General features: G+C 62.6%; 9 protein-coding genes. 3 read left to right on the top strand and 6 right to left on the bottom strand.

Annotation, left to right across the window (positions count from 1 at the left end; genetic code table 11):
• Nucleotides 1–296: 296 nt before the first annotated feature.
• Nucleotides 297–737, top strand: a complete 441-nt coding sequence (locus B9Y97_RS12115) for a DUF302 domain-containing protein (protein ID WP_085526979.1) — start codon at nucleotides 297–299, stop codon at nucleotides 735–737.
• Nucleotides 738–1,158: 421 nt separating this feature from the next.
• Here the strand turns inward: B9Y97_RS12115 and B9Y97_RS12110 are convergent, their stop codons facing one another.
• From B9Y97_RS12110 to B9Y97_RS12100, 3 genes are read right to left on the bottom strand one after another with little or no spacing between them, the layout of a single operon-like run.
• A complete protein-coding gene (locus B9Y97_RS12110; protein WP_085526978.1) occupies nucleotides 1,159–2,475 on the bottom strand; it encodes an McrC family protein in 1,317 nt (438 codons plus the stop codon).
• Entirely contained in the window at nucleotides 2,475–4,949 is a 2,475-nt protein-coding gene (locus B9Y97_RS12105; RefSeq protein WP_085526977.1) for an AAA family ATPase, read from the bottom strand. The genes B9Y97_RS12110 and B9Y97_RS12105 overlap by 1 nt, the downstream gene beginning before the upstream one ends.
• The gene (locus B9Y97_RS12100) at nucleotides 4,946–8,239 is read right to left on the bottom strand and encodes a TM0106 family RecB-like putative nuclease (RefSeq protein WP_085526976.1); all 3,294 of its coding nucleotides are present in this window, start codon (nucleotides 8,237–8,239) and stop codon (nucleotides 4,946–4,948) included. The genes B9Y97_RS12105 and B9Y97_RS12100 overlap by 4 nt, the downstream gene beginning before the upstream one ends.
• A 147-nt stretch (nucleotides 8,240–8,386) precedes the next feature.
• On the opposite strand from B9Y97_RS12100, the gene B9Y97_RS12095 reads away from it, so the two are divergent.
• Both B9Y97_RS12095 and B9Y97_RS12090 read left to right on the top strand, forming a co-directional pair.
• Nucleotides 8,387–9,328: a helix-turn-helix transcriptional regulator gene (locus B9Y97_RS12095; RefSeq protein WP_254900911.1), complete on the top strand. Its 942-nt coding sequence runs from the start codon at nucleotides 8,387–8,389 to the stop codon at nucleotides 9,326–9,328.
• Between the two features lie 25 nt (nucleotides 9,329–9,353).
• On the top strand, nucleotides 9,354–10,019 hold the full coding sequence (locus B9Y97_RS12090; RefSeq protein ID WP_085526974.1) for a HEPN domain-containing protein: 666 nt from the start codon (nucleotides 9,354–9,356) through the stop codon (nucleotides 10,017–10,019).
• An 8-nt stretch (nucleotides 10,020–10,027) separates the two neighbouring features.
• Here the strand turns inward: B9Y97_RS12090 and B9Y97_RS12085 are convergent, their stop codons facing one another.
• Genes B9Y97_RS12085 through B9Y97_RS12075 form a run of 3 tightly spaced genes read right to left on the bottom strand, consistent with a single transcriptional unit; the run spans nucleotide 10,028 to nucleotide 15,626 of the window.
• A complete protein-coding gene (locus B9Y97_RS12085; RefSeq protein ID WP_085526973.1) occupies nucleotides 10,028–10,888 on the bottom strand; it encodes a GIY-YIG nuclease family protein in 861 nt (286 codons plus the stop codon).
• Nucleotides 10,889–10,938: 50 nt separating this feature from the next.
• Nucleotides 10,939–14,388, bottom strand: a complete 3,450-nt coding sequence (locus tag B9Y97_RS12080; RefSeq protein WP_254900975.1) for an ATP-binding protein — start codon at nucleotides 14,386–14,388, stop codon at nucleotides 10,939–10,941.
• Complete coding sequence (locus B9Y97_RS12075) at nucleotides 14,388–15,626, bottom strand: metallophosphoesterase family protein (RefSeq protein ID WP_139828291.1); 1,239 nt, start codon at nucleotides 15,624–15,626, stop codon at nucleotides 14,388–14,390. Before B9Y97_RS12075 ends, B9Y97_RS12080 begins: the two co-directional genes overlap by 1 nt.
• Between the last annotated feature and the right edge of the window lie 38 nt (nucleotides 15,627–15,664).

Here is a 15,664-nt window from a genome sequence, read left to right as displayed (position 1 = left end):
TTTTTCTGTGGTCCTTCGGGCCGCAGCCGGGAGCGGCGTGCGGCGCGCCTGTTGTTCTACCCGCTCGCTCGGCGGCGCGCTTGCGGGAGATGTGGGGATTTCCTGTGGGACGGCCGCGACCCGCCATGGCGATTCCGCCGTCCCGCCAGGAAGTTGCGCTGCCCTCAGCGGTTCCGCAGACAATCGTCAGGCAATCCCCAAGCCCGACCGGGCCCGATCCCCTAGCCTCTGTTCGAGGGCGCGTGGCCCTTGCCCGGACCAATCGGGCAGTAGATGCAGCAAGGAGGATCAATCCCATGAGACGTGCAATGATGCTGGGGCCCGCGACGGCGCTTGTCCTTTCGGCCGGAGCCGTCGGGGCTGACGAGATGTTCGTCACCCACGAGTTGAACATGGGTCGCGCCGAGGCCGTCGCCGCGCTTCGCACCCATGTCGAGGCCGAGGAAGACTGGCTCTTCCTGGCCGAATTCGGGTTGGCGGGCGACAAGGTCACCGCACTGAAGATCTGCTACCTTCCGCTCGGTCCCGACGTCGTCGAAGCCGGCCTGCACGTCATGGCGATGATGCCCTGCGGGAACTTCGCCTTCTACGAGGCCGAGGACGGACGCCCGGAGATGTCCATGCTCGATCCCGGTTTCATGACTGTGCTGTCCGACGCGCCGAGCCTGCAAACCGCCGTCGAAAAAGGCAGGCCCGCGTTCGAGACCCTGCTGTCCGACGCGCTCGGGATCGATTGAGCCTGCCGCACCGAAGGATCCGGCAAGGCCGGGGAAGGCACGGCGCTGAAGCCGCGCAGCCCGACCGACGACGCGCCCGGCTCAGGTTTACCATCCTCCATGACGACTTGCCGTCACTGGTTTATCTCGCGTATGAGACGACCCCAAGAACGCGGCAACCCATTGGAATTCCGTGGATGTTTTTCGCCAACCCGTGACCGCGGAGCGACGCTCGAAGACAGACGCAGGCCATTCGGAGACGCATTCTGCGTCAAGCGCCCAGTCTCCGAAGGGCGGATGGCCCTGCCAACACCCTTTGAAACAAAAAAAGAAAAAAGGCCCCAATCGGGGCCCTTGGACGGATTCAGTATCTGAATGTGGCGGAGGGGCAGGGCTTGACGTCCAACCTTCTCCAAATCTCGCACCGACTAAGTGCTTATTTTTATTGGCAAACCAGAATCTCCTGCATGATGGTTGGAAAGAGCTTGTCCCTCAGCCGTGCCACAAGATCCTTCCCGTTGGCCACGTCCACGCTGGCGGTCTCGACTAACGTCTCCTGACCCGTGATGCGGAACTGCGCCTGAGCGCCCTCATTGGTGCCGAGCCCATCGTGATGGGGATAGAGCAGCGTCAGCTTGGGTGCCTTGTAGAGATGGGCATACGCCATCATCTGGTAGACATCACCCTGAGAAACACCCAGTTTTGGATCATCAATCCGCGCGGATATCCGTTTCCATTTCGTGTCGATCACATGGACTACCTGTGCATCCCGCCAGATCAGAATGTCTGGCTTGGTTTGGAATACGGCGCGGTCGTCATCAAGAGAGCTGAGGCAGAAAAGTCGCCCACCCTGCAGCGTGACGCGGAACTCGGTTCCGGCGAGAGCGCGCGTGACCAGTCTACCGACATACTCCTCAAAAAGGGCGTTCATCTCGAATAGAAGCGCTGTGCCTTGCCCCGAGCCGCTGCTCGTCGTCTGATATCGATTACGCAAGAACAGTTGAGCCATGCCGAGTAGATCCTGCCACGCGCGGTTGGTCCGGTCGATGATGACCTCTCCCCATTTTAGAGCCGGCACCGGAACATCCGAGATCTCGGCATAGACGAAGGCTAGTTCGCGAAGGCGCTGCTGATTGGCCGCACTTCTGGACATCCTGAACAGATGCGCCACGGCTGCTTTCATGATGTGGTTGAGCGCAATGTCTTGCGACAACTCATCGAAACGACAAGCAAGGCGTCCCGGGTTCGCTGCATGGCGGGTAAATTGACGCGGCACATCGAGCGTGCCGCGCAGGGCCGAAAGATCGTCCTCATGACCGAGATAGCGACGAGGCATACCGCGGCGGACCGCTTCGGTCAGCTTGTCACAGAATACACGGATCAGGATCTCAAGAAGCGTGTCGCGCTGCCAGTCCAGGTCGGTGATCCGCCCCATGTCGATCTTCAGATTCAGCGCCACCGCGAGCATATGGACAAGACGTTTGCGGATCGCGGCGTTCTGCCGTTCCGCCCCTTCCTCTTGCATAATGTCGATTTTTGGAAGGATCTCGAGGCTGCAACCCTGCGCAGCAATCACACCAACCACACCACGGGCCCGTAGCTCGTGCCGTCGATCCTCCAGTACTCCGCCGCCACCTCGGCCGGCAAAGGATGAAGTTTTCGCGAGCGCAACCAACCGACTTGCCAGATGCGCGGGAATGGAGCCCTCACCGTCGCCATGTGGCAGCGTATCCCACTCCCGCACAGTATAGGACGGCATCAGACCTCGAACTCCGAGAAATCGAACTGGTCCTTGACGCGCCAGCGCAGCTTCTCACCGGAGAAGTCGTCCTCGGCAATACCCTCAGGAACGGTAAGTCTCCGTGCTTCCAGGAACCGCGCCTGGCCTTGCCCGGTTTCACCAAGGACGGCTGCAACTTTGGACCAGTCCTCGTAGAAATACTCCGCCAGCAGCGGGATTACTTTGTGACGCATCACCTCCTCGACATCGCCACGGGTTGCGCAGCCAGTAAAATAGGCGTGCCCGATCTGATGCTCGCGATCGAAGAGATACTCGATCCTGTCGTTCATCGTGGTCAGGAGCTTCTGCAGATCGATCCCGCCCACATCCGTTGGAAGTACCAGCGGGTTCGGCATCAGTTCGCGGAACGTGAAGCGGCGGCGCAATGCCGTGTCCAAGAGCGCAATAGACCGATCGGCCGTGTTCATCGTTCCGATGATGTGGAGGTTCGCCGGTACAGCGAAGGACTTCTTCGAGTAGGGTAGCACGAGGCGGATCTCGTTTGGCATACCCAACCGCTTGTCGGGTTCCAAAAGCGTGATCAGTTCACCAAAGACCTTTGAGATGTTTGCTCGGTTGACCTCGTCGATGATCAAGACATGGTCCCGTGCTGACTGGCTTGCGAGAGGTGTGTCCTCACCGAAAACAATTGCTTCCAGCGCGTCCCAGTCCACAAGCGATTGGTTTAGCTTATAAACCGAATGGCGCCTGAAGCCGTTTGCGTAGAAGCGGCTTCGTTCGGTTCCGGCGTCGTCGCGCCAAAGCCACTCCACATGACGGCGGTGTGGATGGAATGTGGCTTCGGGATCATAAAAGTAGTCGCCGGTTACTCTTCCAAATGCCTGGATCCGGTCGCGTCCATCTGACACAATCACATAATCCCCAACCTGCATGTCGGCTCTGAACGAGAAGGTGATTACGATGTTCCCATCGTGGCCAGTCGCCTCTGAGTCCTTTTTCGTTTTCCATTCCGAGAATATTTCGTTAAAATCGTCGAAACGCTCGTCTGACCAGTCAATGTCCCCGCCCCAGCCCACATGGATCAACCCATTATCGAGGCCGAAGCGAATTCGTTCGTCTTCGACTTGCCGTCTTCCTAGCGCAACCTTGAATACACGGGCTGAACGGTCAAGCCGTGCTGACGAGCCACCGTCCGGCTGATCAAGTCTCGCGCGCTCACTGACGCGCTTGAACACGCCGTCGTAGGGTTTGAGACGGAAACCAATGCTTACTTCCACTTCCTCTGGCCCCTCGCCAGCATCGTCACCGGTACTTGGCCGTAGGCCTTCGACGAATTCCTCGTAAGACATGGACTGGTGGAAGGTCACGAACTCGATCCGTCCCTCACTTACCAAGCGCCGATATTCGGCCATCAGCGCATCACGCCTCTCGCCGCCCTGAAGCGCCGCTGCGACCTGCTCGCCCAGACAAAGCCGTACCGCCTCCCATGCGGTGCGGTAGGTCTTGCCCGTCCCGGGTGGCCCGTAAAGGATTAGGTTGGTCGCCGAACGCGTAGGCGTTGTAGTTTCTTCAGTCACGGTGGCCGCCTCCGCTTGCGATGCGAGCTTGTAGGTGAAGATGGTCGAACTACTGGGGTTCGGCTCGGTATGAGTTGGCGGTGGCACTTGGGCCAACTGCTGAAACTTCTCGCCGCCGAGGGCTTGGCAGATGTTTGGAAATGCGTCTTGCAGCCCCATGGCAGCGGCAACTTGGCTGGCGCGAATAGCTACCTCGGAATCATCGCGCTCTCGTGCCGGTCCAATGAAGTAATTCAGCGCGCAAAGCCGTATGCGGTCTGCGTCGCGTATGAGGTGAGTGTAGCGTTCAGGCTGAGGGACAGGCTTGTCATCTTGGTCCACAATGATGAAGCCCGAATTGTGTAGCCGCGCGGCTGCATCAGCTTTTTGCCCCCAGCCTCCGTTCAGTTCTGTCTTGTTCAGGATGAAGCCAATAAGGGGCTTGGTCGGGTAGACACGATTTCGACGCTCACGCGTTGAGCGCACCCAATAGTCGCGCGGCGCGTCAAAGGCATCGAAGATTTCGCTATGCGCCCCGTTCGTGCGGTAGCTATCGTAGGCATCCATCGCCGCTTCAATTGTTTGACGCGACAACGAGGTTTTCTTCTCGCCTACACTCCCCTTCTCTGGAATCCCCAAGACTACAGCGATCTCGGATCCGATTTCATAACTGCTGAGTTCATCTTCCCTGAATTTCAGGTAGTGCTGCGCTCCACTAGACAAGTTCTTACAGCGAACAGCACACTCATCATGCAACGCCGCGCGTGCTAACTCAGACAAATCCTCGGTGCCAACAATGTTGTCGTCCGATAGGGGCGCTCCCCGCGGTAAGAACAAGTATCCCGGATGCTTTTGACCGCCATTTCGCGATACCGCATAGAGTTCTCCGTTGGCGTGGCGAAATACTATGCGACGCCTTTCGGTAAGGTTGCTCATTTCCAAGCCTCCAAGGCGCAAAGCGTATTGACCAGCTGCAATTGTTCCACCGTTTCGCATTTCGCCTCGCGAAGACGCGGCGCGCCGAAGACCAGCGCCAGCCCCTTGGCGCGCGAAACAGCCACGTTGATCCGGTTGAGGGAAAACAGGAAGTCCATGCCGCGCGGCGTTTCCTCGGCCGATGACGCTGTCATCGAGACCAGGCAGACGGGCGCTTCCTGTCCCTGGAACTTGTCCACGGTGCCGACGCGAATGCCCTCGGGCAGCGCCCCGCGCAGGGCGTTCACCTGTGCGTTGTAGGGCGCGACCACTATGATGTCGGACTGACGCATGGGACGCGTCGTGCCGTCCTTCTCCGTCCATGCGCCCGTCAGCAGTTCACGAGCGGCAGAATGGATGGCCGCGACTTCCTCTGGCGCGATCTGGGCATTGCCCTCATGCGGGACCGGCACCCAGAACGCACCCGCCGGGGGAAACGCGGTCACGGCCACGGCCTGGCGCGCGGTGTCGGGGTGGCTGGTCAGCCGACCCTCGTAGACTTGGTCGGAAATGAAACGGCAGACGTCTGGATGCATCCGGCGCGAGACAGGCAGGAAGATGCCACGGTCCGGCGGCACCGTCGCGTTATCGCCCAGCATCCAGTCGAGGCAGGAGAGGTTCGCGGGGTCCGGATGCGCCCCCTGGATCACCTGCGGCAACTGGCGCGGGTCGCCGACCAGCACGATGTTCCGCGCGGCGCGCCCCATGGCGACCATGTTGGCGAGGCCGACCTGTCCTGCCTCGTCGACGAAGAGCCAGTCTAGGGTCTGCTCGAACTCCGGGCGCGAGAAGAAGAATGCGGTGCCCCCAACGACATGGGCCTCCGTCAACGCAGGGTCGTCGTTGGACATGGCCCGCGTGATGCCGATGAAGCCTTCGGGATAGCCATCCTCGTCACCACTCACCTTGTGGGCCAGTTCGGCGTCTTCCAGAGTGATGTCCGGATCGTCGTCTTCCAGCGCGGCGAGACAGCCCATCAGCACATTCCGGATGGCCTCGTGGCTGTTCGATGCGACGCCGACGCGGTGCCCCTTGCGCACCAGAGACAGGATCGCGCGCGCGGTGACATAGGTCTTGCCGGTGCCTGGCGGCCCCTGGATTGGCAGCACGGTGCCGTCCATCGCGCCCACGGCCGCAATCGCGCCCGCGACCGGATCAGCGCCATCCAGCAGGTCAGGCTTCGCGCCGGTCGTCAGGCGCGGCGCCGCGCGGTACAACAGATCGTCGACGGCCGTGAATCGGCGCGGCCCGCATTGATCGGCAATCACATCGCGAAGCGCGGCGGCGATGACACCGGTGTTGAGCGGCCAGTCAGGGTGGAGCGTCAGGCGGTCTGAGAGAAGATGCGCCTTCGCTGCCCCGGCTTTGAGAGTGATCTCACGTGCGGTCCGGTCCAAAGCGGCGATGCTGATCGTGGCGGGCGGCCCGTCATGGACGGGCACCGTCGCCGACCTGCCACCCCGCAATTTCGTCTCCTGCGGCGGGAAGCGATAGGTGCGCGCCATCGAGCGTTTCACGGGCTCAGCCGCGCCCACGGCCTCGAGCCCGGCAAGCGCGTCGAGATCGTCGATCAGATCGTCCTCGTCCTTGCCAGCGCTGTCGAACACCGCCCATTGCGCGGGCTTCGCTTCGCGCTTGTGGAAGAGGCCGAGGTTGAACAGCACCTCCTGCCGGTCCTCGGGCAGGTCGGAGGCTGCCAAAGCCGAACGCAGTTCTTGCGTGTCGGCGTCCTCCTCCGCCTCCTTCATGCCCGCATCCTGACCGAGCGACGGCCAGGGGCCGCTGGGTCGAATGCCGACAAGCCAATCCCTCAGCTCCTCGGTCGAAACGCAATCGACGCGGTTGTAGTCCTCGATCTCGTCAAGGATCTGCTGCTCGCCAGTCTCGCGCCAACGCTCATAGGCGACGACCGAGCCGCCCGCCGTCTTCACCTCCCCATCACGCTTGAGGCCATAGAAGGCCTCCATCGACTTGATGGAGTAATTGGGCTCAGAGCCGATCAGCCCCCCGCGCACGACGGCGAACAGATCCACGAACCGCCGCTCGCGCAGAAGCCGATCGAGGAAAGCCTCGCCGATCCCGTACGTCGTGGTCAGTCGGCGCAGGGCGGTGATCTCGTAGGGCGCATAGTGATAGATACGCGCGTCCGGATAAGCCTTAAGACGCGCACGGAAGAACTCCAGCAGCTCAGCGAGCGCACGCGCTTCGGCGGCATGGTCATGCGCCCAGAACGCCCGGAACTGGCCACCGAACCAGACGCCGTGGAGGTACTCCAGGCCGCCCTCGAAATGCGGATCGCCTTCGATGTCATAGAACAGATCGCCTGCCTTCGGCTCAGGCAGCAGATCGAACCCTTTGCCGGGTTCCGGTGCGCGCAGTTCGAACGCAGGCATGCCGGTCTTGCGGGCGTGTTGCAGGCGGGCCTGAGTCACCAGCCGGAGGCGTGTGTTTTCCGCCATGCCGCGGATCGGATGATCGAGACCGGCGAGAGCTTCCATGGTCTGGATGCCAGCTGCTTCCAGCTTCTTCACCTGTCCACGGCTGACGTTGGCGACATTGAACAGGCTGTCCTCGGCCTGCCAGATATCGGCGCAATGGTCGCCCCAGCGGCAAAGACCACAGTCCGCGCAGGGGATCGGACGGGTTGGCGACGGATCGGCCACGAACCCCTCGAGCCGCGCCCGAGCCATTCGGGCGTAGGCGGCGTAGTCTGATAGCCGAAGGGTCGCGCGGGTGCCGTCCCCCAATTCGACATGGGCAAATTCGGGCGCCGCGCCCTGAACCTCGGTCAGCAGATCGGAATAGAGCACAAGTTGCAGGACGTGCTTCGGGTGTGACCGACGCTTGAGTTTGGTATCGGTCACCTCGTAACTGAACGGTCCAAGCTCGGAGGGTCGCTCGACGCGCTCGAGGAAATCCGACCAGCCGCCCCAGTTGCCCGACAGGAATGCGCCCTGAAACACCACGTCCGGGCCAGCGGCCAGAGCTTCGCGGGTGCTCTCGGCGTCGCTGGCAAGGTGGCCCCTTGCGATCTCCACCACATTGTGGCCCGCCGCGGTGAGCCCGGCCAGGTGGGCGGCCTCGTGGGCGTCACCCTGCTTCTGCAGAAGCGCCGCGTCCTCGCTGTCTTCGCGTGGCTCCGGTCCGGTGCCGCGCATCCGTGCTAGGTCAAGGGTGGTCGCGTGCGCGCATCCCATGAAGCGCATGAGATCCGAGGCGGACAGAAAGATACGGCCGTCGAGGTCCCTCATTAATGCTCCAATACTTGCGACACTTGACCCCCGAGGGAATCGCCTCGACAGACCGCAAGTTGATCAATAGCTTATGATGGTGTCAATTTCTGGCATAGAGGTCAAATGTCTTTCTCCAAGGCCCAGGATCTGCTCCGTCTCGCCCAGATGGCCGCTTCCCGGCGCGGCGGCGTCAGCCTTGAGGACATCTGCACCGAGTTCGGCGTGTCGCACCGGACGGCGCAACGGATGACCGAGGCGTTGGACGCCACCTTCGCCAATGTCACCACCATGGACGCCGAGGATCGCCGTCGGTACTGGCGGCTGGATGCGCCCCCGCCCGAGCGGCTGCAGCCGCGACAGGAAACAACCATCGAAGCCCTGGAAATCGCAGCCCGCACCGCCCGCGAACAAGCGCGACTGCGCCATGCCCGCGCACTTGAAGATCTGCGCGACGGGCTGCTAGCACGGCTGAAACCACGGGACGCAACGAGGTCCGAGACCGATGCCGAGGCGGTACTGGCTGGTCTCGGCCAGATCATGCGTCCCGGTCCGACCGTCGCCCTGCAACCCAACGTGACGGATGCAGTCATGGAGGCGCTGCGAGGCCCGTTTCGGCTGCGCGTCATCTACGGACCTGTGGATGCCGCGCCTCGGGTGATCGAACCGCACGGCCTGCTGCTGGGCCACCGCAGCTACCTTGTGGCGCGGCAACCATCGCGCAGCGAGACGATCCTGAACTTCCGCATGGACCGGATTCATGCCGCCGAGGTGCTGGACGAAAGCTTTGCCTTCGCGCCGGGATTCACTCTGGAGGATTATGCCGCCCAGGCCTTCGGCGTCTATCAGGACCCGGCACAATACGGCGAGGTGATCTGGCGCTTCGCGCCTGGGGCCGCTGAGCGTGCCGCCGAATTCCGTTTTCACCCAACGCAGGTGCTGGAGCCACAGGATGACGGAAGCCTGATCGTCCGGTTCAATGCGGCCGGATGGCTCGAGATGGCCTGGCATCTCTATCAGTGGGGAGACAAGGTCGAGGTTGTGGCACCGGAAGGGTTGCGCACACTGGTCGCGGGCTATCAGCGGTCGGATTTCGATGCGCTGCCGTGACCAGGTTTCAAGAAGGGAATTACGGATGAATGATGCTCTCGACTTCGCCAAGCTGAAAAACAAACAGCGCGCCATTCGAGATGGCTTCCCCGAGACGATGGGGCTTCGCGTTCACCGCTCCATCAGCTGGATCGGTCGAGCCGAGGCGTGCGGCGACGATCACGATGCACGCTTCATCTTCCTCTGGATCGCCTTCAATGCGGCCTATGCGGACGAATGCGAGATACAGGAGATGGCACTTGGTGAGCGTGCCGCGTTTCTCGACTATTTTGAAAAACTGGTCGCCTTGGACGAGGGGCAGAGGATCTACAACGCGCTATGGCAACGGTTCCAAGGCCCGGTGCGGATGCTCCTCCAGAACCGCTTTGTTTTCAGTCCCTTTTGGCAATACCACAATGGAGTTGATGGATACGAAGATTGGGACGACCGTTTCAAGGCTTCGGCCCGCAGTTTTGCGCTGGCCTTTCAGGGCCGCGACACTCCTCGCGTCCTGAGCTTCGTCTTTGACCGGCTCTATGTCTTGCGCAATCAATTGATCCACGGCGGCGCGACATGGAACAGCGGCATCAACCGGGCGCAAGTGCGTGATGGTGCGGGCATTCTTGCTTTTCTGCTGCCAGTATTTGTCGATCTGATGATGGACAACCCGGGCCAGGATTGGGGGAAGCCGTTCTATCCGGTTGTTGACTAGGCTCGCAGTCAGTCCGCGAGAAGCCCCCGGGCATTCAGATGCGCGCGCCCGACCAGGTCAACGAGTAGGCGGCATTGTCTTTCGCTAAGTTCAAATTGTTCGTCGCGCGGATCATCCGAAAAGATGAGCTCAGCCATGCCTGCCTTGACGAGGTCCCGCGCTACGCCATTTTCGATGATGCCCTCGACCCCGGTATAGACGAATGTCCGCGGGATCCGCACGCCCGGCTCAATTGTCAGCCCATGCGCCACCGCACTGGCGATCAACGCGAAGGCACAACGCTGCGTCGGCGAGCGCGGCTTGGGATGCGGTAGGGTCGGAAGAATCCTACTGATCTGCGCGACCGGCTTGATCGGCACGCTGGCTACCGGTCCGATGCTTTGGAGAAAGGAATTGAGCGTGGCGCGTTCGGGATTGTTTTCTGGTGCCCCACTCAAAGTCGCCGAGTGTTTCTCGAGGCTCGCGGGAGCAGCGCCTGACGTCGCCCCCATGCCGCCGGCGAGGTTGGTCAGCGGTCCACCTTCGTGCAACCGCCCAAAGGTCTCGATGAGCTCCGCTTCACGTTGAAGGCATTCGCGCTCCCGTTCGGAAGAATAGTGACTATCGATCCGATAGACCACCTGCTCCCCGCCCCCAACAATCTTGCGGATGACGTTGCACTTATAGGGATTGGCTTCACCGACCGGATGCTCACGCAGGGCCTCGAGTTCGTGTTCCAGGGCACGACGACCCAACCCTTTCCCGACGTAGAAGGGCACACCATTCGGTCGGAACAAGACGTAGACATAGAACCTGCCGGAAATCTCCTTCAGATACTCCGATGCGTCTTCGCGTGCGCCCTCAAACTGGAACGTGCTGTATTGGTTCAATGCTCTCTCCTTGGAAATGCTTGGAAGATTCAATTGAGGAAAGCCCTGCCCTACGCCTCGATCCGATGGATCTGCACACCTCCTCCGCAAACCTCACGGGCGATATCGACGACATGCTGGTGATGGGTGAGGTAGATCGCCTGCCCCCGCCGGCCGATCCGTTCCATGACCCGGCAGGCGGAGCGCGTCCGGTCTTCGTCGAAGGTTTCGAAAATATCGTCGCAGAAGAACGGCAGGGATGTTCCCTGATCGGTTAGCTGCTCGTAGGCGGCGGCGCGCAGGGCGAGATAGAGCTGGAACCGCGTGCCCTTCGACATGTCCTGCGCCTGCTTGGCCATACCGCTCGCATCCAGTGCCAACAGTGTTTCCGAAGCGCCGTCCAGCTGTGTCTGCAGGTGGGAATAGGCGCCGTTGGTCAGTTCTGCGAAGGCGGCTTCGGTGGCCTGCATCATCGCGCTGCGATGTTCATCGCGGTAGCGCCGGATCGCCTCCTCGGCAAGCCGATGTCCCAGGCTCAACTCGAGGTGCCGGAGCGCCGCCTCCTGCATTTCCAGCTCAAGCGTCGTTTTTCGCTCGACCAGGAGCGCAACCTCGGAATCCCCACAGATCGCGCGCAATTCCGCATCTGCCGCGGTCCGCGCCTCGATGGCGCTCTTGTACAGGGTCTCAACACTTTCCAGGTCGGCGCCGACCTCATCAAGTTGAGCGCGCAGGTCGGCCTGTGTCGCGCCCTCCAAAGCGGCGCGCGCGTCCTCAAGATCCGTGAGATCGAGCGCGACCAACAGTTCCCGTTCCCGCTGGGCGCGTCTCGTGCGATCGTCGATCACCTGCGAGGCCGTGCTGACGGCCTGCCGCAGGGCCTCGAGCGACCCGGTCTCGACCCCGTCGGGAAACAGCCGCGCCATCTCGGACACCGCCAGTCCGATTTCGCCAAGCGTTTTCCTGGTTTCGGCGAGAACCTCTTCCCGCTCCGCGATCCGGGCCGACAGCTCGCGCGATCTGTCCTCGTCCGCGCGCGCCGCGGCAGCCAACGCCACCAGTGCGTCATGGTCCGCGAGCGGCTTGTCTGAAACCGTGGCGCCCACCCGTTCGCCCAGTTCGCGCATCTTCTCGCAAAACTGGCTCTGGTCCGCCTCCATGCCCGATATCTGGCGCTCGAGCCCCGCGCATTCCTTCTCCTGCTCGCGCAGAGCGTGAAGCGGTTGCAGGGAGCCTTCCAACAGTTTTGCGTCCAGTTCTCCCGGCAGGGCCCGGGCGACCAGTTCCGACCAGTCGCGCCGGGCGTCAGCCGCCTTGTCTGCGAGGTCGTCAAGCCGGGCGGTCCGCGTGTCGCGGTCGCCCCTGAGATCTTCGAGGCGGGCCTGCGCTGCACGCCGTTTTTCCTCGTGGGCCCGTTGGGCAGCGAGGATGGATTTCCCTTTGGCGACAAGACCGTCGAAGTCCGACGCATCGCGGTGGACGTGCTTTGACAACAGGTCGCGCAGCCGCTCGGCCTGCTCGAATACGTCGCAATGTTCGTCCTGAAGGCGGCGCAGCCCGGCCTCGGCCTGTATCGCAGTTTCGAGCTTCCGCAACCAGACCACGAAAGCCTCCGGTGTGACCGGCGCGACGATGCCCGCCTGCCTTGCAGCGTTCGAGAGGCTGTCCAGTGCCTCCTGCCGGTTTCCGGCCAGCGCCTCGATCTTTGTTTCGCCCACCTCTGCGCGGGCCTCCAGAGCTGCGAGATCCTGCTCGTACTGGCGCAACGTGCCGAGGTTGGCCGCCTCCGAGAGCCGAAGATCCATAGCGCTGTCCAAGCGTGACATCGCATCTTCGAACCGGGCCGCGGTCTCGTCGCTCAGGCGCGCCTTGTGCGCCGACCAGAGCTCGTCGCGCCCGGTCCTGAGGCGGTGGGCCTCCGCGTCATCGATCAGCCCGTCCATCGCCCTGATCCGGGCGATCCGTGCGGTTCGCTCCGCAATTACCGCCTGACTTTCGTCACGCGCGTGGACCGCCGCATCATGCTGAATCGCGATCTCCTGAGCCTGGCTCAGCAAGGCTTCGGCTTCTTCGAGCGTCAGCGGACAGCGCGGCACGGCATCGAAGCGATCCCCCTTGATCGCAAGCGCATCCAGCGCGGCAAGCGCCTGCCTGCGCGCGGTCTTCACCGCCCCGGTTGCAGCCGCGTGGCGTTGCGAAAGCGCATCGACGTCGAAACGCTCGAAGACCTCTTCCAGCTCAACGACCGAAGGCGCGTCGGTTTCCAGCTTGCTGAGCGCCGCGTCGGCCGCCGCGATCCTGTCCTCCAGCTCGGTCACCTCGGCGCGCTCGCGTTCAACCTGGCGTTCCGCATCCCGCATCCCTTCCCGCGCCTGTCCGAGGGCCGACAGGGTAGCGGGCGACAGCACCAGCTGTCCGAGATCGACGTCACCGGAAGCACCAAGGTCGCGCGTGATCACCTGCCGCATGTCCTCGACGATCCGCGACAGCGCGCCGCGGCGCTTGTCGAGGTCGACCTCCGCCGTTGCATAGCGGCTGCGCAGGGAATCCAGGTCCTCGAGCTCGCGTTCCAGCGTGAGGTGTTCCGGATGGCGCTCGATGCCCGCCAGGGTCTCGCGCATCGCGTCGATCTCTTCGACAAGGGCTCTCTCACTGTTCTGCGCCTTGGCCTGGTCGATGAGCATTTTCACGAGCGCTTCCGGGTCGATATCGAGGTGCGCGGGCCAGTCCCGGAAGGGCGTAAGCTTGGCGTCCAGCTCATCGATCTCGGCGAGCAGAGGCAAGGCGTTGCCCCGGGCCTCGAGCTGCGCCCTCGCCTCGAACGACGCCTTTCGACTCTCCGACACTCGGTCTTCTTCTTCATGCGCGGTGTCCGACGCCTGTTTGAGCTTGCGATACTGTGTCGCCGATACGTCGAGCTCACGGATCTGGCGGTCGACCTCGCTATACTCTCTCTTCAATCGGGCGAACCGCGTCTTGCTCGACCGTTTGCGAAAGAGGTCGTCGGCCTCCTCGCGGACCCGATCGAGGACGTCCGAGAGCTCACTAATCCCGGCCGCGGCGGAGAACAGAAGCCGCCCGATGTCGCCCTTGGCCCTGGCGATCTCCTCGCCCCCTTTTTCGATCGTCAGATCATCGAGGCAGAGGAGGTTGCGGTAATCCTCTTCGGAGAGGCCGATGAGATGCGCCTGCATCGCGCTGTCGGGCAATTCCGTGCCGTGGGCATCACGCAGCGAAGGATCGCGGGTCGGGAGCCGTGTGAATTCCGTTTCCGTGCCGTCGATGTTCAGCAGCCCCGACACCCGCAGGTTTTTGCGCTGGTGCAGAAAATCGTAGGGTTCCCGATGGGGAAAGCCGTAGAGCAGCCGCAGGTAGCCCTCCATCGTCGTCGTCTTGCCCGCCTCGTTCGGGCCGACGATGATGTGGAAGTCCGAAGCCCCGTCGCCCCGACCGGGCCCAAAATCGAAAGTTTGACCGGTGAAGCCCCCGAAAAGCTCGAGGTTGAGCTGTCGCAGGCGCATCATTCCGAGGCTCCCTTCATCAGGGCAAACAGGTGGTTCGCCCCTGTCTCGGCCAAGTTCCGTGCAAGGGCGGAGAGCGCCGCTTCGTCCGGCAACAGCTCCGCCCGCCGCGCCGGCGGCAGCTGCGACAGCACCTCCTCGACCTCCGTCAGCGCCTGCGCGGCAAACCCGTCTTCCGTCGCAATCTGCGCCATCAACCGGCCGAGCTCGTCGGTGGCGCTGGTCTCGGCCGCGGCGGCCGGCGCTTCGAGCGCGAAGCTCAGATTTTCGACCCAAAGCCGTCCCGTCTCCTCCGCGACCTGCGTGACGGTTTCGGTCCAGACCTCGGCATCGCGCAGCACCTGCCAGTGCCGGGCCGTGCGTCCGGCAAGCGTCAACCGCAGGATGGCTTCGTCACTCGGGCGCAGCCCCTCGATCGGGTTGATAAGGCCGTTCCGGACCCGCTGCCGGATTTCGTCGTCGGTTTCGGTTCCTGAAACATCTATACCATGTGCTAGGAACGTCACGGCGGAGGTGGCCACTTCCGCTATGGAGATCCGCCCGTCGTCGATCGTCAGAAGCGTGGCCGACTTTGGCCCTGCCTCTCCAATGTCGCGTCCCTGCGGCATGCCGGGCATGACGATCCAGGGCGCGTCGCTGTGCACCTGACGTTTGTGGACGTGCCCCAGTGCCCAATAGTCGAAACCGAGCGCCGCCAGTTCAGCGACGGAACAGGGTGCGTAATTGTCATGCCCCGCCCCGCCGGCCAGCGACGTGTGCAGCATGGCGATGTTGACGGCATCGGGCACCGGCGCGCCGAACTTGCCGAGCAGACTGTCGGGGGCCTGCCTGCCGTTAAAACTCACGCCGTGGATCCAGATATCTGTGCCGTCCAGCCGCGCCTTGCCGCCGCGCCCATCGAACACATGCACGTTGTCCGGCAGCGCCACTTCGCCGGTAATCGGGTTTTCTGCATCATGGTTGCCCTTGATATAGAAAACCGCGATGCCCGCCGCCTGCAGCCTCTCGAGCTGCCCGGCCAGGAAAGCCGCCGTCTTCGCGCTGCGCTGCGCCCCGTCGTAAAGGTCACCAGCGATCAGCAGGGCGGCAACTCCCTCGGCGAGGGCCGAGTCGATGATACGCGCGAAGGCCAGTCGCGTCGCGGACCGGATGCTGTCGCGCAAGCTCTCGTTGCGCAACGCCAGGGATTTCAGCGGCGAGTCAAGATGGATGTCCGCGGTGTGCAGAATTTTGACCAAGGAACCTCTCCCAATGTCCGGCGCGACGAAACGCCACT

It is taken from the genome of Maritimibacter sp. HL-12 (genome assembly GCF_900177545.1).
Classification (GTDB): domain Bacteria; phylum Pseudomonadota; class Alphaproteobacteria; order Rhodobacterales; family Rhodobacteraceae; genus Sinisalibacter.
Note: the sequence above shows the minus strand (reverse complement) of the source record. Positions and strands in the feature narration are given on the sequence as shown.

Coding starts and splice junctions, on each gene's coding strand:
- B9Y97_RS12090 (WP_085526974.1), top strand. CDS start 9,354: ATGAATGATGCTCTCGACTTCGCCAAGCTGAAAAACAAACAGCGCGCC.
- B9Y97_RS12110 (WP_085526978.1), bottom strand. CDS start 2,475: ATGCCGTCCTATACTGTGCGGGAGTGGGATACGCTGCCACATGGCGAC.
- B9Y97_RS12105 (WP_085526977.1), bottom strand. CDS start 4,949: ATGAGCAACCTTACCGAAAGGCGTCGCATAGTATTTCGCCACGCCAAC.
- B9Y97_RS12095 (WP_254900911.1), top strand. CDS start 8,387: ATGGCCGCTTCCCGGCGCGGCGGCGTCAGCCTTGAGGACATCTGCACC.
- B9Y97_RS12080 (WP_254900975.1), bottom strand. CDS start 14,388: ATGCGCCTGCGACAGCTCAACCTCGAGCTTTTCGGGGGCTTCACCGGT.
- B9Y97_RS12115 (WP_085526979.1), top strand. CDS start 297: ATGAGACGTGCAATGATGCTGGGGCCCGCGACGGCGCTTGTCCTTTCG.
- B9Y97_RS12100 (WP_085526976.1), bottom strand. CDS start 8,239: ATGAGGGACCTCGACGGCCGTATCTTTCTGTCCGCCTCGGATCTCATG.